Origin of the sequence: uncultured Shewanella sp. (assembly GCF_947501225.1) — a bacterium.
Classification (GTDB): Bacteria; Pseudomonadota; Gammaproteobacteria; order Enterobacterales; family Shewanellaceae; genus Shewanella.
The window spans coordinates 1-20,028 of record NZ_CANMUW010000022.1 but is presented as its reverse complement, the minus strand read 5'-3'; the positions used below and the strand labels follow the sequence as shown (position 1 = coordinate 20,028).

17 protein-coding genes and 1 pseudogene are annotated in these 20,028 nt (G+C 47.6%); 10 read left to right on the top strand and 8 right to left on the bottom strand.

What is annotated here, in order from left to right; genetic code table 11:
- Positions 1-57 precede the first annotated feature (57 nt).
- Entirely contained in the window at positions 58-522 is a 465-nt protein-coding gene (gene trmL, locus Q1B47_RS20050) for a tRNA (uridine(34)/cytosine(34)/5-carboxymethylaminomethyluridine(34)-2'-O)-methyltransferase TrmL (RefSeq protein ID WP_299797924.1), read from the bottom strand.
- A 136-nt stretch (positions 523-658) separates the two neighbouring features.
- Here trmL and Q1B47_RS20045 point away from each other — a divergent pair, with 136 nt between their 5' ends.
- A complete protein-coding gene (locus Q1B47_RS20045; protein WP_299797921.1) occupies positions 659-1,615 on the top strand; it encodes a LysR family transcriptional regulator in 957 nt (318 codons plus the stop codon).
- Here the strand turns inward: Q1B47_RS20045 and Q1B47_RS20040 are convergent.
- From Q1B47_RS20040 to Q1B47_RS20030, 3 genes are all read right to left on the bottom strand, one after another.
- On the bottom strand, positions 1,595-2,491 hold the full coding sequence (locus Q1B47_RS20040) for a YjjW family glycine radical enzyme activase (RefSeq protein ID WP_299797918.1): 897 nt from the start codon (positions 2,489-2,491) through the stop codon (positions 1,595-1,597). The genes Q1B47_RS20045 and Q1B47_RS20040 overlap by 21 nt on opposite strands.
- A complete protein-coding gene (locus tag Q1B47_RS20035; protein WP_299797915.1) occupies positions 2,463-4,016 on the bottom strand; it encodes a YjjI family glycine radical enzyme in 1,554 nt (517 codons plus the stop codon). The genes Q1B47_RS20040 and Q1B47_RS20035 overlap by 29 nt, the downstream gene beginning before the upstream one ends.
- 214 nt (positions 4,017-4,230) lie before the next feature.
- On the bottom strand, positions 4,231-5,751 hold the full coding sequence (locus tag Q1B47_RS20030) for an aldehyde dehydrogenase family protein (protein ID WP_299797912.1): 1,521 nt from the start codon (positions 5,749-5,751) through the stop codon (positions 4,231-4,233).
- Positions 5,752-6,032: 281 nt separating this feature from the next.
- On the opposite strand from Q1B47_RS20030, the pseudogene Q1B47_RS20025 reads away from it, so the two are divergent.
- A pseudogene (locus tag Q1B47_RS20025) lies at positions 6,033-6,782 on the top strand (sigma 54-interacting transcriptional regulator); the annotation flags it as partial.
- A 173-nt stretch (positions 6,783-6,955) separates the two neighbouring features.
- Entirely contained in the window at positions 6,956-7,936 is a 981-nt protein-coding gene (locus Q1B47_RS20020; protein ID WP_299797909.1) for an MDR family oxidoreductase, read from the top strand.
- Here the strand turns inward: Q1B47_RS20020 and Q1B47_RS20015 are convergent.
- Complete coding sequence (locus Q1B47_RS20015) at positions 7,933-8,850, bottom strand: LysR family transcriptional regulator (RefSeq protein WP_299797906.1); 918 nt, start codon at positions 8,848-8,850, stop codon at positions 7,933-7,935. The two genes, Q1B47_RS20020 and Q1B47_RS20015, sit on opposite strands and share 4 nt — an antisense overlap.
- 268 nt (positions 8,851-9,118) lie before the next feature.
- Between Q1B47_RS20015 and Q1B47_RS20010 the strand changes: the two genes are divergently transcribed.
- The 4 genes from Q1B47_RS20010 to Q1B47_RS19995 all read left to right on the top strand — a co-directional run bounded on the left by Q1B47_RS20010 (position 9,119) and on the right by Q1B47_RS19995 (position 14,041).
- Entirely contained in the window at positions 9,119-10,639 is a 1,521-nt protein-coding gene (locus tag Q1B47_RS20010) for a flavocytochrome c (RefSeq protein ID WP_299797903.1), read from the top strand.
- Positions 10,640-10,667: 28 nt separating this feature from the next.
- Positions 10,668-11,033 carry a cytochrome c3 family protein gene (locus Q1B47_RS20005; protein ID WP_299797900.1) on the top strand — a complete coding sequence of 122 codons (366 nt, stop codon included), beginning with the start codon at positions 10,668-10,670 and terminating at the stop codon, positions 11,031-11,033.
- 473 nt (positions 11,034-11,506) lie between these two features.
- Entirely contained in the window at positions 11,507-12,748 is a 1,242-nt protein-coding gene (locus tag Q1B47_RS20000) for a hypothetical protein (protein WP_299797897.1), read from the top strand.
- Between the two features lie 165 nt (positions 12,749-12,913).
- Positions 12,914-14,041 (top strand): hypothetical protein, encoded by a 1,128-nt coding sequence (locus tag Q1B47_RS19995; protein WP_299797894.1) that lies wholly within the window; start codon positions 12,914-12,916, stop codon positions 14,039-14,041.
- Positions 14,042-14,231: 190 nt separating this feature from the next.
- Here Q1B47_RS19995 and Q1B47_RS19990 read toward each other — a convergent pair whose 3' ends face one another.
- Positions 14,232-15,101 (bottom strand): LysR family transcriptional regulator, encoded by an 870-nt coding sequence (locus Q1B47_RS19990; protein ID WP_299797891.1) that lies wholly within the window; start codon positions 15,099-15,101, stop codon positions 14,232-14,234.
- A gap of 135 nt (positions 15,102-15,236) precedes the next feature.
- On the opposite strand from Q1B47_RS19990, the gene Q1B47_RS19985 reads away from it, so the two are divergent.
- Positions 15,237-15,881, top strand: a complete 645-nt coding sequence (locus tag Q1B47_RS19985; RefSeq protein ID WP_299797888.1) for a TetR/AcrR family transcriptional regulator — start codon at positions 15,237-15,239, stop codon at positions 15,879-15,881.
- On the opposite strand, the gene Q1B47_RS19980 is transcribed toward Q1B47_RS19985, so the two are convergent.
- Both Q1B47_RS19980 and Q1B47_RS19975 read right to left on the bottom strand, forming a co-directional pair.
- Entirely contained in the window at positions 15,878-17,245 is a 1,368-nt protein-coding gene (locus Q1B47_RS19980) for an ATP-binding protein (protein ID WP_299797885.1), read from the bottom strand. The two genes, Q1B47_RS19985 and Q1B47_RS19980, sit on opposite strands and share 4 nt — an antisense overlap.
- Positions 17,245-17,928: a response regulator gene (locus Q1B47_RS19975; RefSeq protein WP_299797882.1), complete on the bottom strand. Its 684-nt coding sequence runs from the start codon at positions 17,926-17,928 to the stop codon at positions 17,245-17,247. Before Q1B47_RS19975 ends, Q1B47_RS19980 begins: the two co-directional genes overlap by 1 nt.
- 237 nt (positions 17,929-18,165) lie before the next feature.
- Here Q1B47_RS19975 and Q1B47_RS19970 point away from each other — a divergent pair, with 237 nt between their 5' ends.
- Together Q1B47_RS19970 and Q1B47_RS19965 are read left to right on the top strand one after the other, a co-directional pair.
- Positions 18,166-18,669, top strand: coding sequence for a Spy/CpxP family protein refolding chaperone (locus Q1B47_RS19970; RefSeq protein ID WP_299797879.1), 504 nt, complete (start codon positions 18,166-18,168; stop codon positions 18,667-18,669).
- A 104-nt stretch (positions 18,670-18,773) separates the two neighbouring features.
- The gene (locus tag Q1B47_RS19965; RefSeq protein WP_299797876.1) at positions 18,774-19,643 is read left to right on the top strand and encodes a cation diffusion facilitator family transporter; all 870 of its coding nucleotides are present in this window, start codon (positions 18,774-18,776) and stop codon (positions 19,641-19,643) included.
- Positions 19,644-20,028 lie beyond the last annotated feature (385 nt).

Below are 20,028 nucleotides of genomic sequence, written 5' to 3'. Positions count from 1 at the left end.
GCTACGAGCTACGAGCTACGAGTTACGAGCTACGAGTTACGAGCTACGAGTTACGAGCTATACTGCCCCTTCGAATCCCAGTTGCCTCCATGCCTCATAGCTGATGATAGCCACGGCATTTGACAGGTTAAGGCTACGGCTATTAGCTGTCATCGGAATTCTCAGGCGCTGCGTCGTGGGAAGCGACTCTATGACCTCTATCGGCAGTCCCCGGGTTTCCGGCCCGAACAGCAGTACATCGTCTTTCTCATAGGTGAGTTCGGTATGGGGTCTGCTGCCCTTAGTGGTGCAGGCCATGATGCGCTTACCTTCCATCGCCTTTAGAAAGCACTCAAAGTCTTTATGACGGGTGACTCGGGTGAGGTCGCTGTAGTCAAGCCCGGCACGGCGAAGCTTCTTCTCCTCCAGATCGAAGCCCATTGGCTCTATCAGGTGTAACTGACAGCCGTTGTTCGCGCAAAGACGAATAATATTGCCTGTGTTGGGAGCGATTTCCGGTTCAAAGAGTGCGATATGAAACATGCTGACCTGCCTAAAAAATATTGGATGGTGATTATAAGGGAAAAAACAGGGAGCGGAAAACCTGAGCATCAAATTTAAGGTATATTATGACAGCCTAACTACAAGAGTTTTTACCTGTCAGGAGAATGATCGCTTTATGGACCTCATTAAACTCTCGCGGATCAGCATGAAGCATTTGATCACCTTGCATGTGATGTTAGATACCTTAAGTGTGACTGCCAGTGCCGAGAGGTTATGTTTGAGTCCATCTTCAATCAGTAAGACTCTGGGACAGCTGCGAGAAAGCTTAAATGATGAGTTGTTCTATCGCCATGGGAATAAGCTGGTTGCGACGCCATTAGCGCGCCGCCTTGGTCCCGGTGTACATCAGATGATCAATGATATGAACCAGATCATGACGCAAGAGGCCTTCGATCCCGCCCGTTATCGGGGGCGCTTCTCATTGGCCATGCGTGAGAGCACGTTTGAGCTTCTGGCGGCGAAGTTAAGTGCTCATGTGCTGGCCCATGCCCCAAATATTCGTCTAGAGATCTGGTCGAAAGACAGCGTCGGTTTCGATGGGCTGGTGAAGGGGACTTTGGATTTTATCATCTTACCTCATGATCGTAGCCAGCCTCCGAGCACTCACAGCGATCTAGTGTGGGAGACGTTGACCGATGATGAGATGGTTTGCCTGATGAGTCCGGAGCATCCCCTGTTGAGAAAAGACGATGCTGAGAAAACGTTTACCCTCGATGACTATCTGAGCTATGGCCATATCGGCATCACAGATACGGAGCTTAATACGCCATTTTTTGAGATGCAGTTGGCGCAGCAAGAGTTGCAGCGCAAAGTGGCTATCTCTGTGCCGGATTTTGGCGGCGCGGCCTTGATGTGTCATCACAGTGAGTTGTTGTTTACCTGTTCCCGTCGATGGGCCGAAACGGCATTTCAGGCAAAAGGTTTACAGATAAAGCCCCTGCCCTTTAATTATGGTGAGGTGGTGTATAGTTTGGTTTGGCACAAACCGAGTATGAATGATCCGGCGCACCGTTGGTTATATCAACAGATTTTGGAGTGCAGTATCCGGGATTTAAATATAAACGCTGGGTAAAATCAGCGGCTCTACTCCCCGTTCTGTAAGTTGGCTTGCTACTCTTTCGATACTCTCCTTCGAACAGGTTTGCCAGGCTAATGCCTCTCCCGTCACTCCATGGTGTTGAAATGCATTGAGCCTGATTCGTGTCGAGGGGGAAAGCCGGGTCAGCAAGCCCGCCAGCGAGTCGATCTCAGATTCGAAATCGGTGACACCGGGGATCTGTAACAATCGCACCTCATAGAGTTTGTCGTGTTGACTCAATAGCTCCAGGGATCGAAATACCCTGTGGTTATCCCGGCCAGTGATGTATCTGTGGGTCTCCTGTTGCCAGGCCTTCAGATCTATCATGGCGCCATCCATATAGGGCAGGAGCCTTAACCAGCCGGTTTCATTCAAGCTGCCATTACTATCTAGCATGCAAGACAGGTGTTGCAGATCATCATCCGATTTGATGGCCTTAAACAGGGCAGCAATAAAATGCAGTTGTAGCGTCGCTTCACCGCCGGAGAGGGTTACCCCGGAGATGAATAGTGTCTGTTTGCGGATCACCTCCAATAGCTCAGTGACGCTATATTCCCGGGTCTTAGGGCTGGATTGCCTGGGACATACGGTTAGGCAGGTATCACATTGGGAACACAGGTCGCTATTCCAACTGATGAGCGGTTTGCCACCGATTGATCTCATAGTCAGCGCCTGCGTGGGGCAATGTGCAATGCAATCACCGCAACTGTCACACATATCTATGGTATGAGGGTTGTGACAGTTCTTGCAGTTGTAGTTGCACCCCTGCAAGAAAATAACGAGCCTGCTGCCGGGCCCGTCGACACACGAGAAGTTGATGATCTGGTTGACTGTCGCCGTTCTATTTTGCGTAGACAGGGGATTGCTCATGGCTCGTGACTCTGGCTTTGCGATTTAAGATCCCGGTATTGTCCGCCGCTTCGGCGCCCAAACCTGTGGTATTGGTGCGGGAGCCCTGCCGTTTGAAATCGGCAATATCTGATAATTTAATCATGTAGCCAGTGACCCGGACTAAATCGTTAGAGGCTACATTTGCAGTAAACTCACGAAAACCTAGGCTAAGCGTCCCCTTGCATAGCTGGTACATGGCTTCTGGGTTAGATTTTACGGTCTCATCGATAGTTAAGATATCGCTGATCCCGGAGGTGTAATACTGATGATGCTCGGCCAAGGCCCGTACATGAGTGACAGGGTCTGGCTCGGTACCATAGGGGATCCGCACACCGGGAGTCACGTCAATATCGAGACTGATCCCCCCCTGAGAATGCAGCAGGGCACGTCCATGGTAGCCATAGGTGACGGGGGTAGACTTTACTATGCTGTCCAGCGCCGCCGAGATCCTATGACCTAGTTCATTGGCGGTCTTATCATGGCCGTAGTGCTTACTCGGCTTCTCCGAGGCCGTCTCAGACAGTTCCGGCTGCCCCAATAATATGTTTACCGCTTCCGCCATGCCATAGATGCCGAACATAGGCGCGAACCTTTGCTCTTCAATTAGCGCCTCTTTGACCAGAAAACTCCCGAAGAAGTGTGACTCTTCATGGAGGAACTTGCTACGGGCTTCGATCAGTTCATAGGTTAACCGGCAATAATGGGGCAGGGTGTGGCTAAAGAAGTTATCTATGCTACCGGCTTTTAGTGCAACCTCTTTAAGGTTAAGGCGAACCAGAGTATTGGCGCCACCCGCTAAAGGCAGTGAGTTATAACAGCTTACGATGCCAAACCCCTGAGCGTCATAGGCTTGCTTATGAACTGGATAGTTGGCGATATGGGGCTTACTGCACTGGCAGATATTACCCGTTGCAAGTTGCAATAACTCATCCGGTGTAATATCGGGATCGTACATAAAGGTCAGGTTGGGCGCCACCTGCTTGAGCTCGGCATCGACTCTCAGAATTGTGCGGCAGACGATGTTGTCGCTCGGGCCTATGTTTACATGCATAAAGGCATCGGGAAGCGTGCGATCCAGCATGATCCAGAAGAGCTTCAGCTTTCGGTAGACTAGCTCTTCATCAAGGCCATCAACGAAAGGCATAAGTATCTCGTCGAGTTGGCCAAGGTAGACCGGGATATTGGTTACCGAGGGGACATGGTGATAGATGATGGTTAATGCATTGAGTGCTTCATCGAGATCCTGAGCGGCTCGTAGCTCCAGATAATCCGATCCCTGCTGTAAAAATTTACCATAGTCGGGTAAAACGTACCGCGGTTTGAACGGGGCATTGCCCTCAAACATGTCGCAAATAATGCCGGTTTTCATGGCCTGAGTAACGGCCTCTGAAACTGTGAGATAAGCCAGGCTGGCGTCTGCCTCTAACGCCAGATAGTTAGACTTCTGCTTTGGCGACAGTGACGGGTCGCTAACGATTTGAACCAATTTTTCCTGCAAGGTCATCACACAATATCCACTTAAATATCAGGGTTACTAATCTACTCGGGGTTAACCATCTTCAAAAGTGAAAAACTGTGATTGAGAGATTTCCAAAAAGTAAATCCGTGGGTTGGTCTCACACTTGACTCTGTATTATCAGTCTGGATATGGAGTACAAACAGCCATGCCCATGAGGGCATGGCTGTCGCGGCTTCACCTTCTCGGTATTTACCCTCTATCAGAAGAATCCCAGAGGATTAACATCGTAACTAACCAATAGGTTTTTGGTATTCTGATAGTGATCTAACATCATCTTGTGGGTCTCGCGGCCGATACCCGACTTCTTATAGCCGCCAAATGCAGCATGGGCGGGATAGGCGTGGTAGCAGTTGATCCAGACTCGTCCGGCTTGAATGCCACGTCCCATGCGCTGCGCCTTGTTCATATCACGCGTCCACACACCTGCGCCTAAGCCATACTCGGTATCATTAGCGATGGCCAGCGCCTCGGCTTCATCTTTGAAGGTGGTTACCGAGATAACGGGGCCGAAGATCTCCTCCTGGAAGATGCGCATATCATTGGTGCCTTTGAGTATGGTGGGCTCGATATAGTATCCACTGCTTTGTGCTCCATCTAACTTGCACATCGCACCACCGAGTAGTACCTGAGCGCCCTCGTCCTTTCCTATCTGCAGATAGCTGAGTATCTTGTCGAACTGCTCCTGGGATGCCTGAGCCCCGACCTGTGTGTCGGTATCGAGCGGATCACCCTGTTTGATGGTTTTGGCGCGCTCGATAACTTTCGAAATAAAGGGTTCGTAGATAGACTCGTGGATAAGTACCCGGGAAGGACAGGTACAGACCTCCCCCTGATTAAAGAAGGCTAACAGTATGCCCTCGACCGCCTTATTCAGATACTCATCCTCCTGCTCCATCACATCGGCAAAGTAGATATTGGGGGACTTTCCACCAAGCTCGACGGTCGATGGAATTAATGACTCGGCTGCACACTTAAGGATATGGTGGCCAATTTCGGTCGAACCGGTAAACGCCAGTTTTGCTATTCGGTCGCTGGTGGCGAGAGCCTGTCCGGCTTCGGTACCAAACCCATTGACGACATTGAGTATTCCCGGGGGCAACAGATCTTCAATCAACTCCAGCATTACCAGAATAGAGACCGGGGTCTGCTCGGCGGGTTTGAGTACGATGCAATTTCCCGCTGCAAGGGCTGGGGCTATTTTCCAGGCTGCCATCAACAGAGGAAAGTTCCATGGAATGATCTGACCGACCACGCCTAAGGGCTCCGGGAAGTGGTAGCTGACGGTGTTTGAGTCGATATCGGCAGCACTCCCCTCCTGGGCGCGGATACAACCGGCGAAATACCTGAAATGGTCTACGAATAGCGGGAGATCGGCATTTATGGTCTCACGTACCGCCTTACCATTTTCCCAGCACTCTGCGACAGCAAGGTACTCTAAGTTTTGTTCGACTCTGTCGGCAATTTTCAATAGCAGGTTAGAACGCTCGGCTACCGATGTTAATCCCCAGGATTCACGGGCGGCGTGAGCGGCATCGAGAGCGAGTTCGATATCGCGCTCATCGGAGCGGGGGATCTGACAAAACGTCTGTCCATTTACCGGCGAGCTGTTGTCAAAATATTCACCACCGACAGGCGCTATCCATTCACCGCCGATATAGTTGGCGTATTTGGCTTTGAAGTTGACGAGCGCGTCAGAGGTACCTGGTTGTGCGTAGATCATGATTGAATTCCTTTTTTGTCTTGTTGATCGATCTTGTTGTTCTGCATACAGAGCTAAACGCCCTTAATATTAGCCGCTTTAAAACAGCCTGCAGGGAGATAGTTATCCCATCACTACCGGATTGGGTATGGCAAGTCGTGGGCCAGATTGGTAGTAGTTGTGGATTTTTATGGCTAACCGTATGATGAAAAGCTAATTTTGCTTTTTTGAATGTGTGTGGGCCGTCAATAGCAGGATGAGCTCAGAGGTCACACTGTGATAAAAGTGCACACCTGAGGTATGCCACAATACCTGACAATCTCGTTGAATCTGAGCTGTTTGGTTATCATTCCGGCGCCTTCACTGGTGCGAACCGCGGCGGTTATATGGGCAAGATTCGCCAGGCAGATGGTGGCTTTCTGTTTCTGGATGAGATCGGCGAGATGTCTCTGGGGGCCCAGAGTCGGCTATTACGTGTGCTGCAAGAGCGGGAGGTGACTTCGGTCGGGAGTAACAAGGTGTATAACGTCGACATTCAGGTGATAGGAGCGACACATACCGACCTGAAACAGCGGGTTGCCGATGGCCTGTTCAGGCCAGATCTCTACTATCGTCTCAATGGGTTACAGATCCGCTTACCTCCCCTGAGGCAGCGTAGCGATATTGAGCGCATCATAAAAAAATTACATAACAAGCATAAGACCCATGAACAGCGTCTATGTTGCAGCCTGCTGGCTCGGCTCTGTCACTACCGATGGCCGGGAAACCTCAGAGAGCTGGATAATTTTATGCAGGTCGCCAGTATCATGGCCGAAGGGGAAAGTGAGCTTAACTGGTCAGCCTTACCCGATGAGTTACAGGTGCAGTTGATGGATGGTGAAATCACCCAGCTTCCCGAGTCTGAACCTATGGAGCTGAGTGATACGGTGGAGGCCAATGTCCTTGCCGCTTATCACCGTTTTGAAGGTAATGTGAGTCGGTGTGCTAAGCATCTGGGGGTGAGTCGCAACACGTTATATAGAAAGCTGAAGCGACTCGGTTTAAAAAACTAGTGCTGGATCGATTCCTGGGTTATCTGTTCTACCGAATACGTGAGCGATAGCGGGTTCATGTAAATGGATAGGTGTTAATGTGCCGGGCGCATTATATTTATGCAAAATATGCAGTTCAGTCATGTAATATTTTCAACTATGCTTGAAAGTTCATAATTTCAGAGGCGTCCAACATGTTCAAAGCACTGGTATTAACACAAGAAGATAGGGTTACGTTAGCGAATATTTGTCAGCTTCCTGAGACTGACTTGCCTGAGGGCGAGGTGTTAGTCGATGTGGCTTGTTCTTCGCTGAACTATAAAGATGGTTTGGCTGTGACCGGAACCGGGCGCATCATACGAAATTTTCCTATGGTACCGGGTATCGATTTCGCAGGTGTCGTCACAGAGTCTGCCGACCCGCGCTACAAGGCGGGTGATAAAGTTATCCTGACCGGCTGGGGCGTCGGTGAAAATCACTGGGGTGGTATGGCCGAGAAGGCCCGCGTAAAAGCTGACTGGCTGGTACCTATGCCAGAAGCTTGTGATGCCGACAAGGCCATGATGATAGGAACTGCGGGCCTAACGGCTATGCTTTGTGTGCAGGCACTTCAAGATGCGAATATTAAACCTGAATCCGGTGATATCTTAGTGACAGGTGCCAGTGGTGGTGTAGGTTCGGTTGCCGTCACCCTGCTGTCGCGTCTGGGTTATAAGGTCGTGGCAAGCACGGGCCGTGCGGAAGAAAATGCCGATCTTCTCCGCTCACTGGGTGCAAATGAAGTTATGGAGCGTAGTGAACTCGAGCAGGACCCTAGGCCGCTTGAGAAGCAGCGCTGGGCCGGTGTGGTCGATACCGTAGGTAACAAGGTGTTGGCAACGGCATTAGCTCAGATGCAGTATGGCGGCGCGGCGGCAATCTGTGGTCTGGCTGGTGGCTTTGCGCTGCCAACGACTGTGATGCCATTTATTCTTCGCGGTGTCAGCTTGTTAGGCGTCGACTCTGTTTCATGTCCATTTGAGAAGCGCAAGGCGGCATGGGAGCAGGTACTCGAGTTGTTACCGGAAAGCTACTATCAGCAAGCGGGTCAGTCAATCACTCTGGACCAGGTTCCTGAGTTCGCCGATAAGATAGTGAAAGGCCAGGTAACCGGCCGCGTACTCGTAAAGCTTTAACCTGCGAGTAATCTCTGTGTAGCAGTGGTTATCTCCTGTCTGAGCCACTGCTGCCCCTTGTCTGATTCACATCTGGAATGCCAGAAGAGGTTATAGTTCACCGGTGGGAGCTCGAAGGGAAGCGGCTTAACCCTCAGTCTGTGTTTAGTGGCCGCCAGTTGCGCCATCCCCGCAGGTAGCGTGATTAACAGAGGCTGGAAGGGAAGCAGTGCCAGTGCACTATCTAGGTGCGACGTTCTCAGCCTTTCTGTTGGGGTGGGATGACCGGCAACCGCCGCATCTAACAGCGCCTTCACTCCATCACTGATCGCTATGGTTGCATGGGGATAATGCAGATAATCGTCCAGGGTTAACTCACTGTTTGCCAGGGGATGCTCCGGCGACAACAGACAACTCACCCCCACCTTTCCCAGAAACTCATGATTAAGCTGTAATGTCTGTCCTATGGCACGGCAAATCGCCATATCGGCTCCCTGGACACCGAGCTGAGACTGTAGCTCTTTATGCTGAACCGGGACGATTTCAAGCTTGATATTGGGTGCCTTACGATAGATATCCGGTAAGATAAACGGTACTAAGGCCTGCATGGCGTAGTCGGTGGCGGCGATGGTGAACTTTTGTTTGCACTCTTTCGGGACAAACAGCTTAGGCGAGAGCATCTCAATTAACTGACCCGTGGGTTGCTGCAGTTGTTGATAGCAATCGAGGGCAAAGTGAGTAGGCACTAACCTCTGCCCGACTCGTGTAAAAAGCGGGTCTTTAAGCATTTCACGAAGACGGGAGAGAATTCTGCTGGTGGCAGATTGACTCAGATGTAATCGTTTAGCGGCTTGAGTAACGCTGCACTCTTCGACCAGGATCTGTAAAGCGATAAGCAAACTCAAATCCTGTCGGTAGATATCTTCCAGTTCCATACACACTTATTTCGGTATCTATTCTCATAACAGTAACATCTAGATGTGGTCTACGCTTGGTTTTCGAAACCTTTCGAGTATTGTGTTTGATTTTGGAATCGAGTCCAGAATACCTCTAAAGTTGTAATTTCAGGTGAATTTGAACTTAGGCATAACTTTCACGATGTTATCAAATTGTTTTGAACACACTGTTCTGTAACTCCCGTTTTGGAACTCATTCCATCTTTATGATCACCGTGTCGATTAAAACAAATAAAGGTGATGACAGATGAGTAATGTAGATCTGCTTGGACGCCGTAATTTCATAAAAGGAATGGGAGCCGCTGCAGGTGTGGCGATGGCTACTCCAGCTATGGCCATTTCTGAGAAAGCGGACGGAGTAAAATGGGACAAAGAGGTTGAAGTCTTAATTATTGGTTCTGGCTTTGCCGGCCTGGCCGCAGCAATCGAAGCCACGCGCAAAGGTGCGAAAGACGTTCATATCTTCGAGAAGATGTCCTATTTCGGTGGTAATTCAGCCATCAATGGTGGCCTTTTCGCTGCACCGGGTACGCCTATGCAGAAGAAAGAGGGCGTGCAGGACTCTGTAGACAGAATGGTAGCCGATCAGATGAAGTCTGGTCGTGGTATCGCCGATGAAGCGCTGCTACGTCACGTCGCCGAGCACGCGGTCGAAGCGCTGCAGATGACTATGGATGCTGGATCTGAATATCATCCATACCTACAGCAGTTAGGCGGTCATTCGGTTGCCCGTACGTACCAGACTACGGTGAGCTGTGGTGCAGGTATCACTCAGCCGCTTTATAAAGAGTGTAAGCGCATCGGTGTCAAGACTCATAACCGCTCTAAATTTGAAGGCTTCATCATTGGTGAAGACGGTAAAGTTGAAGGCGTTAAGATGCGTGAAGGCTACTACTTCAAAGAGGAAGACTCAGGCAAGGTAGTTTACATCCGTGCCAAGCGTGGCGTGATCGCGGCAACCGGTGGTTTCGCTCAAAATATCGATCTACGTATGGCGCAAGATCCAACTTTGACATCTGAAGTGGGTTGTACCAACGCACCCGGTGCGACCGGTGAAGGCATGTATGAGATGTTCCGTATCGGTGCGATCCCTGTGCATATGGCGCATATCCAATCGGGCCCGTGGGCATCACCTGATGAAGGTGGTTTCGGCTATGTGTCTAACTACTCAATCTATAACTTCCCTCATTCAATGGCGATTAACCGTCTGACCGGCAAGCGCTTCATGAATGAAATTGCCGACCGTAAGACTCGTGCCGATGCGGAGCTCTCTTGCCGTGATGAGAAAGGTGAAGCCTTACCTCCTATCCTGATCACCAGCTATAAGGATTCAAAGAAGCATCCTAATACCAAGAAAGTGATCAAATACAACGTAGGTTGGAAGTTCGACACGATCGAGGAGCTGGCTAAGCATTTTGAGGTGCCACTGAAGCCGCTTAAGGCGCAGATCGAAGAGTACAACAGCTACGTGAAGTCCGGTGATGATAAGCAGTTCGGCAAGAACATGACGAAGGCGAAGGGCAAGTTTATCGAAGCGCCATTTACCGTCGTACGTCTGTGGCCAAAGGTACACTACTGTCAAGGCGGTGTGCAGATCACGACTAAAGCCGAAGTAAAAGATAGCTTCACAGGTAAGCCAATTCCAGGCTTATATGCAGCGGGTGAAGTGTGTGGTGGTGTTCACGGTGTGAGTCGTCTCGGTAGTTGCTCAATCCCTGAATGTATGGTGATGGGCATGACAGCTGCAAGAAGTGTCATGGAAGCCTAATCCGGCCAGATAATAAGAGGAATGAGTAATGAGTATTTTGAATAATAAAATGAATACCGCCCTTGCGCTGGTTCTCGGCTGTTGTCTTGCCCTGTCAGCACAGGCAAGAGATAAGCGTGATTACCACGAAATGGTTTATGATTCAGGCTGTAAGAGCTGTCATGATCAAGGCACTAAGACCTACCCATCAGATGACTCATGCCTGCAGTGTCATGATATTGATGAGTTAGCTGAGCAGACAAAGCGTAGCGAAGAGGATAAGTGGCAAAATCCACATAACAACCTTCACTATGGTAAAGATCTGCCTTGCATCGAGTGTCATGGTGAACATATGCCGAAGAAACCTTTATGTAGCAATTGTCATACTTTCAAGTTTGATAAGCATAAAGAGTAATAATTACATTTAGTTGTAATTAGTTTAAACCAACCGTAAATCCCCCCATTTTTACGGTTGGTATTTGATTCATCTCAAATGTTATTAATGCTGGCTATTAAAAAATAAACATCCCTGCAAAGATAAATTTATTTTTTGTTGGTTTTGCGACACCTTTCTTAATGTTATTAGGGGAGGTGAGTTATTAAATTTAAACAATTTCAAATGTTGGCTTGTTAAATGTGCTGCTGACAAAAGCTTATTAAGTAGGTTGCAAAAACGTTAGAAGTGTGAAGTCAATTCAATATTGTAAAGTTAATTTGAGTTGCTGTGTTAGTTTGAGATGTAAGTTCAGTTTTAAATTAAATGTTGTAATAGAATATATTTAAAGTTTTAAATTGTAGTGCAGGAAAAACTTCGTAGTTGAATATAAAAGTTAATTAATTAAATAAGAGATTACTCTTAATATAATACGATATGGTGATGGAACTATTATGAAAAAAAGTGCGATTTTTTTAAGCTTGGCATTAGCTAATAGTGCTTATGCAGTAGAGACTCCAAGTTTTCTCGATAACAATGATATAAAAGATGCTGAATTTAAGTGCTTGGGTGAAGTTCCAAATTACTCAAAAGCAGATCAGAAATATGTAGATATTCTATGGGATGAGACACTGACTTACTTGAAAGCCTATGCTCAAGCATTAACAAATGGCGAAGAGAGTAATTGCATTAACTCAGATGAGGCGCTGTTTGACTCCACTGAGGGTAAGAAGATGTGCATCATGGATCGCCGTGACATGAAGATCATGGTGAAGAACATCTACCAGGTGATCAATAATCCTGAAAAAGCCAAGCAATGCTTTGGTGCGCGAAGAGATGTTAGCTGGATCTACAGCCCGGGAGGAGAGTTAGAGAAGAATTCACCCGTAGCGCAGTGGGCCAAACGCACATCATTCGAAGAGTTTTTCAATACTAAAGTGACCAACAAAGAGGTCAGAAAGATAGGCCAGAAATTCACTAAAAACTTCGCCAAGATGGTAACCGGTGATGAAGTGAAAATGCCATCCTCTTTCCCATATGATGTGAGCGCCAATGCGCTGCCAAATTTATGGGCCGCTGCCGGTTGGTTCCCTATGTATGGCGAAGAGAGCAAGCGTAACGATAAAAATTTCAACAATATTCGTGGCGGTTACGCCTACGCCGAAGTGTTTGGTCATTGGGGCTTGCTGCGAATCGATGAAATTAACGGTGAAAAAGTAGGTGCAGAAGTGGGGATGACGGTGCAAGCTGTCGATACCCTGTACCCATATCACAACCACGCCATCTCAGAGATCTATTACAACATGCGCAAGCCCGCATGCGCCAATCAGTTCAAGAGCTTCGCAGTAAGAGAAGACTCTCCACTGGTTAAGACGGTAAAAGAAGATAATAAGATGCGCCGGGTACAGTTTGATGCGAGCCAGGCTAACGAAGCTTCTATGTGGAAAGCGGGTAGTGCCGAGCAAGATCCTCTGCTCTATTTCCACCAAAATACCATTCATGCATTCGATGTAGATGGCAGTTGTGAAGCTAAGCCTGAAGAGCGTGCAATTGTGTCGGTATGGGCAAGAAGTAATGCTCATGATAAACGCAATGACTATGGTACAACATTACTTTGCGAGTCGGCTAAAAAACCTGGTACACCAGCAAATCGCGGCGAAGTTATTCAATGTGACCTGACTAAAGTGAAGTGGTAAAGCTAATAGCTAATTCACATTAAAAGTATCCGGTTTATTGTATTGGTTGATATTATTTTTAATAAGCCGGACTTTAATCAATAAAAGTGCATGTGAGTTGGGTGTCTTAATTTAGATGCGTCAGCTTGTTGAAATGTAAAAAATATAAAGTAAATGATGGTGAGAATGATGAGAACAAATAAGTTTGTATTATCTGTGGTGGCGAGTGCTATAGCATTGTCTGGTATGTCGACTTTAGCTCACGCTGAAGATGGTATTAATATTGGCGGCGCAGTACGCGTTAACTATTCATATAAAGATTACAGTGAAAGTTCAAAAGATAAAGCTGGTGATCTGACGTTTGATATGGCGTCACTACGTTTTGACGGCAAGTTGGGTAACTGGGGATTAAAATCAGACTATCGTTTCACTTCCAGCACTAACTATATTAAATACGGCTACGCCTACTACGACCTGAACCCGGAGTGGGAACTGCAATTTGGTATCAACCAGGTGCCTTTCGGCAACATAGGTTATATCTCTAACAGCTACTGGTTCGGCCTGCCATACTACCTTGGTTTCGAAGATGATTATGATGTCGGTGTGAAAGCCACCTTCCAGAAAAATGGTTGGCATACAGATATGGCCTTCTACAAGAATGCCGAATATGCAGCGAGCGAGAACAAGCAGTACGCGGCAGACCTTTATACTGGCACCATCAACGGTACCGAGTATAACAACGAAGAGACAAATCAGATCAACCTTCGCCAGGCTTACACCATGGAACATCAGGGTGGCTCAACTACTTTTGGTGCCTCTGTTGAAGCTGGCCAGATCTACAATGCTAAAACAGGCAACAATGGTGACAGATATGCCGTTGCCGCCCACCTTGACAGCAAGTTCAATGGTTGGAATCTGCAACTTCAAGCCATGCAGTATGAGTATGATGCAGCGGATAGCATGGACGAAAACAAGATCGCTATCTCAGTGGTCAGCTGGCAGTATGAAATTGCCTCAAAGGGGCAGGTATACAGTGTCAACCTCGCAAAAACAATTCCTACCGAATGGGGTAGCGTGAAGTTCTACAACGATTTCGGTTTGATGACACCGGATGTTGCCGACAAAACTTACGATGACAGTATGCAGAACGTATTAGGTGCAGCGATTTCAGCAGGCCCTACCTATACACAGGTAGACTTCATCATGGGTAAGAACATGACCTTCTCAACGGCAAACAACGACCATATCGGTCTGCCTGAAGTCGGTGATGATTGGGACAAGCGATTCAACATCAGCATGGCTTACTACTTCTAAGGGATTTGGAAGTAAATGGCATGGGTTAGGTTACCAAAGCTCCCGGTAACTTATCCCTAACCATATTTTGGCAAAATTGCCGACACCAACCACATGCGCGTGGTTGGTGTTTTTTTGTTACTGAGCTGAGTTTTTATCGTTAAGCCGCAAATCTGCTTTAATGTTGCTTGTCTTGGAGATAACTCGATATTTACTCTGGCGTTGCCAGATTTTCAACATTAGCCTTTATCAGAGTGATTAACTGATTGGTTGCCTTCGTTTGAGTATCGGGATTGAGGTACAGAGACTCATTGAAAACTGGAAGAGGAGGTATGTTGTGCTCAACCGGATCCAGGATCTCCATCTGGTCGTTAATGCGAAACTCTGCGATAGGTGCTATGGCTAAGTCATTTTCAACCGCCATGCACAGAGCGTTTGGCGAGGGAGTGGAAAGCAAAACATTGATTGGGCGCATCGATATCTGATGGTTGGCAAAGACCTGAGCTCGAATGGGACAGTTTTCAGGATAGAGCGCCATGGGTACGGTATCGCGCATATGAGCATTACCTCCCTTGGCTGCTGCCCAGTGAAAACGGCGCTCAAACAGTAGCTCTCCATGCCCAGGTGCAGGGGCCTGCCAGTGTGTAGCGACTATAACATCGAACTCGCCCTGATGCAGACGCTTATAGAGGTTGCCGCTGACATCGGTATCTATCACTAATTCGATGCAGGTAAATTCACGGATAAACTCAAGCAGGCAGCTACTAAGGTAACGGTTAATGTAATCGGTAGGAACCCCGAAGCGTATCACCTCCTTGTTCTGGCACTCTTTGAGTTCGTCGAGTGCCTGAGAGTTAAGCTGCATCATCTTATAGGCGTAGTTGAGCAGGGTTTCCCCAGACTCTGTTAATGAAACACCTTTATTATCTCTCAACAATAATGGTTGACCCACACTCTCCTCAAGCTTTTTAATCTGTAAGCTGAGGGTCGATTGAGTCCGACAGATCTTCTCCGCAGCTTTGGATAAATTTCCGCACTCGGCGACAGCGATAAAACCTTCTAATAATTCAATCTTAAGCATAGGTAGCGGTTTGTTGATATCGAGATAGTAAATAGTGCTATCAGTATTACTCAATATCGAATTGTAGTGAAGCTTGTTATCTTACGATTGTGAAGTTGAAATCAGATTGTTTACTGGAAGTGTGTGAGGTTGATTATGAGTAACTGGGAACAGCGTGGCAACTACCTGATAGAGGTCGCTCAAAGGTGCCTGCAAGGGCATAAGACATTCGATCTATGCCGTTCACACCTTGTGAAGGCAAGCCAGATATCTAAAGGAACCATCTATAACCATTTCCCCTCTGAAGCCGATCTCATCGTTGCCGTAGCTTGCGCCGATTACAGCCGATGGCTGGAGCAAGCCAAAGAAGATGAATTCAATTATAGCGATCCTCTGGAGAGAATTTTATTCCACCACTGCTGGCGCCTGAGGGATATGCTATCTAATCAACGTTTTGTCATCGAGCGTGTGATGCCTAATGCAGAAATTTTAGTGCAAGCGACTCAGTATTACCGCCACCGCTTCGAGAAGCTTCACTCTCAATATGAGCTGTGGAATAAGAGTCTGATCAGCCAAGTCGGTGATGTTGCCGGTTTCGACAGAGCCGAGTTAGTCGTCAACTACCTGCGCGGTGCCATGATAAATAGCGACGATGCCAACAAGCACAGCGGCGATGTGCAGATGTATTACCAATTCAGTTACGCGCTAACTCACCTCATGGGTCACTCAGATAAACGTATTCCGGGTAAACTGGAGTTCTCTGCCTGGTTGGTGCAGGAGAGAGCGGCATCTGCGGCTTAACTTGGTAGCCTTATGGTTACACTAAGTCCGTGTGGATCCATATTAGTTGCGGTAATGCTCCCTTGGTGGGCCATGACTGCGGCCTCGGTGATGGCAAGGCCTAAACCCCAGCCTCCCGATTCTCGCTCGCGCGCCGACTGTGGTCGATAGAAAGGTTTGAAGATCGCTTGAAGATCTTGTTCATTATCTATGCCCGGACCATCGTCGGTGATCACAACCGTCACTTTGCCTAATGCCTTATGAGCCTTGATTGAGACTGAGGATTTTGAGTAACGAATTGCGTTACGTAACAGGTTCTCGATAGCGCGGGAAAGAGGCTTAGGGTAGAGAGGCAGCTCTATCTCTTCATCTATATCGATTGATAACTCCTTACCCTGTTGTTCCGCCTCGAACTCTGCATCGTCCAGTACCTGGCCTAATGTTTCGGCTAAGCCCAGTTCTATTTTGTGTTCATGAACATTGAGTTTCACTTTAGATAGCTCTAAGAGCTCTGAGATCATCTTCTCTAACTGCTCGGCCTCATAGCCAATACGCTCAGTCTCTGTAGACTCCTGACCCTTTTTTCGCGCCAGCGCCAGAGCGAGCTGTAATCGGGTCAGAGGTGTACGGAGCTCGTGTGAAATATCACTGATCAACCTCTGCTGACTGTTAACCATATTCTCTACAGAGTCGGCCATGCCGTTAAAGGCTTGAGCTAATTGGCCTATCTCATCTTTTCTCTTGGTGGTTGCCCTGTCGACTCGATTGGTAAGATCGCCATTGGCTAGAGCATCAGCACTGAGTCTCAGTGTTCTCAGTGGTTTACCTAAGTGCCATGCGAGCAGACCACATAGTAATCCGGACAATGCGATTGCCAGTGTCAGCGTGAGGAGTTTGTTCTCGGTGAAGAAGAAAAACCAGGGACGCGGGTGATGATCGTTAAATCGGCCATATACCGCGTATTGTTTGCCCGAGACGTCAAAATTATAGGGTCCGAAGAGCAGCTCATCTTTGAATTGATGACTGATCGGCTCACTGGCTTCTTCCGCCATCAGCATAAACCGTCTCACTCCACGTGATACTTTTTCGGTATTTATGACTCTTCCCTGGTCGTTGACCAGATAAAAACGAATTGGCTTCCCCTTAAAGTCGCGGCGGTGATTTAGTCGCCTGAATTGATCGCTATTAATTATTTCGGGGTTGTCTATGAGGCGTGTAGCATACCGTTCGAGTAACCTTTCAAGATGGGGAGGTAACGGGGCGCGGTCATGACTTTGCTGTAGCAGAGGCAGCAGACCGACAATGGCTATGATCAAGGAGCTGCAAAGCCAGAAGCCGAGCAGTAACTTGATAAAAATTCGATTAGGGAGTCTATCTTTGATCATTAAGGTAGCCAAATGTAACCCTTACCTCGGATCGTTTTGACTCTGGGACGGCCGTCTGTGCGCTCGGGTAATTTCTTGCGTAAGTTCGAGAGGTGCATATCCAGGCTACGGTCGAAAGGCATCAGCTTTTTCCCTAGTACCTTTTCACTAAGGGTCTCTTTACTGATCAACTCGCCGCCATTTTGCAGCATCTCAAACAGCAACCCGAACTCGGTACCGGTTAATATGAGCAGCTGCTCCTGGCAAAATACCTCCTGCCTGCCGGGATCGAGTTGGATATCGCCATATTCGTAAACGGTCGTGGCTTTCTCTTCCGGTAAAATGTTAGACCGTCTTATAATGGCTTTTATCCTGGCCACCAACTCTCTGTCGTTGAATGGTTTCGGAAGGTAGTCATCAGCGCCAATTTCAAGCCCGACAACCCGGTCAATCTCATCACCTTTTGCGGTTAACATCAGAACCGGAGTTTGTTTGCTGGCACGAAGAGCTTTCAGAACTTCAAATCCATTGAGCTTAGGTAGCATCACGTCTAATAGAATGAGATCGAATTGCTTTTCGAGCGCGAGCTCGAGTCCTCTCTGCCCATCATGGGCAAGTGTAAGCTCAAAACCTTCTAATTCAAGAAGTTGTGCCAAAAGCTCAGACAGCCCCAGGTCATCATCGATCAATAAAATTTGGCTCATAAAACTCTCTACCTTAAAACTAGACACTAACATCGGAAGTATACCCTTTTGGATGTCAATTGCAGTTTATCAATGTAATTCTACGTAAAGATAAGAGATATGCTACAGGCTGCAATAGCCAGTCTTACTTTATTTACAGTCTTTTACGAAACCCAAACCCTGACTTACATAGGGGGCGCTAAAATAGCTAGTGTCGAATCAAGGGGGCTTCCCCATAAACAATCTGAGGCCAGTTATATGAAAGCAAATACATTGAAAGCAGGTCTGCTTGCCATCGTGGCCAGTAGTGCATTATTGACCACAAGCGTATATGCAGAGCAGCAGAGTCGTTGCCAGGATAGTAGTTACCATATGAAAGGTGACAGAATGAGTCATCATGGTGGTATGAAGAGTAGTATGAAGAAGATGTTCAGAGGGTTGGATTTAACCGATGAGCAGCGAACCGAAATCAAAACTTTGATGAAGGCTCAAAAAGAGTCGATGCAGGATAGCCGTCCAACGAGTGATGAGCGCCTTGCACATAAAGCTGAAATGCTCTCTTTAATCACAGCAGGAAGCTTCGATGAGACTCAAGCAAAGGAGCTTATGTTGCAGAAGCAGGCGAAGCGGCAACAGAAGGCTCTGAGTATGCTCAAAGTGCAGAATGAGATATATAAGCTACTGACTCCGGAGCAGCAAATTAAGTTTAAGGAGAACTTCGAAAAGGGTCATTCACGTCACGAACGTAAAGGTGGACGATAGTCGTCAGTAATTTAGGTTGATTTAAGATACAATTAGGATCATGTGCTTCCCCCTGCTATCTAATAGATAATGATAGTAGCTATAGATAGTAGAAATATGATCCTATGAAACAGACTTCCCAATACGACTTCTGGGTCAAGTTAGCTAGCCGCGCAGCAGTGGCTACTGCCTTGACCCTTATTGTTATCAAGATGGCGGCTTGGATGTACTCGGGCTCTGCCAGTATGTTGGCGTCTTTAACAGATTCATTTGCCGACGCACTCGCCTCAATCGTTAACTTTGTTGCAATCAGATATGCAATCGTGCCGGCAGATCAGGATCATCGATACGGACATGGTAAGGCTGAACCTTTGGCTGCACTGGCACAGTCAGCGTTCATTCTGGGCTCGGCTTTTCTGCTTCTGTTTCACGGCGGCGATCGAATCATTAATCCGACACCTATTAACCATCCAATGCTCGGTGTCGTTGTATCCATCATCGCCATTGTATTAACGTTTGCTTTGGTCCTGTTACAAAAGAGAGCCTTGGCTGCGACATCGAGTACCGTCGTTGAGGCCGACGCACTGCACTATAAGTCTGACCTGTTTTTGAATGCAGCAGTATTATTGGCATTACTCTTATCCCAATATGGATGGTGGTGGGCCGATGGCCTTTTCGCCATCCTTATTGCCATATTTATTGGCCAGCAAGCCATAGATCTTGGCTACCGTTCGATTCAGTCATTGTTAGACCGAGAGCTGGATCCTGATACCCGGTTAACGATCGTAGAGCTTATCCAGCAAGATCCGAGGGTAAATGGATTTCACGATCTGAGAACGCGTGAGTCAGGTAAGACCACATTCATTCAATGTCACTTAGAGCTGGATGGTGAGCTTACGTTGAGAGATGCCCATGCAATCGCCGATGAAACTGAGGAGAGGTTACGAAACGCATTCGACCATGCGGAAGTGATCATTCATCAGGATCCAGTGTAACAATACTCTCTGATTATTCGTTATCAGCTAGTGTACCTACCTTCAGATAAGCCGAATGTGGATAACTCTGGGGGTAAGTAGTGAGTACTGTGTGGCTAAAAAATAGATCTTAAAAAAGATCGATTTTTCCTTAAAAAGCCCTTGTGCTCTGGGCTGAGATCCCTATAATGCGCTCCCACTGACACGGCAAGCCAGTCTTCTCAAGGAAAGCTGAAAAGCAGTCAGGGCAACAAGTAAGCTTGATTTTCTTTGTTTTAAACAAAAGCAAATTAAATTTTTAAAAGCGCTTGACGCCAACAACGGGAAGTGTAGAATACGCAGCCCTAGCCCGCTCTACTGAGTTTGAGGCAAACGTTCTTTAACAAGTTAAGACAAGAAATCTGTG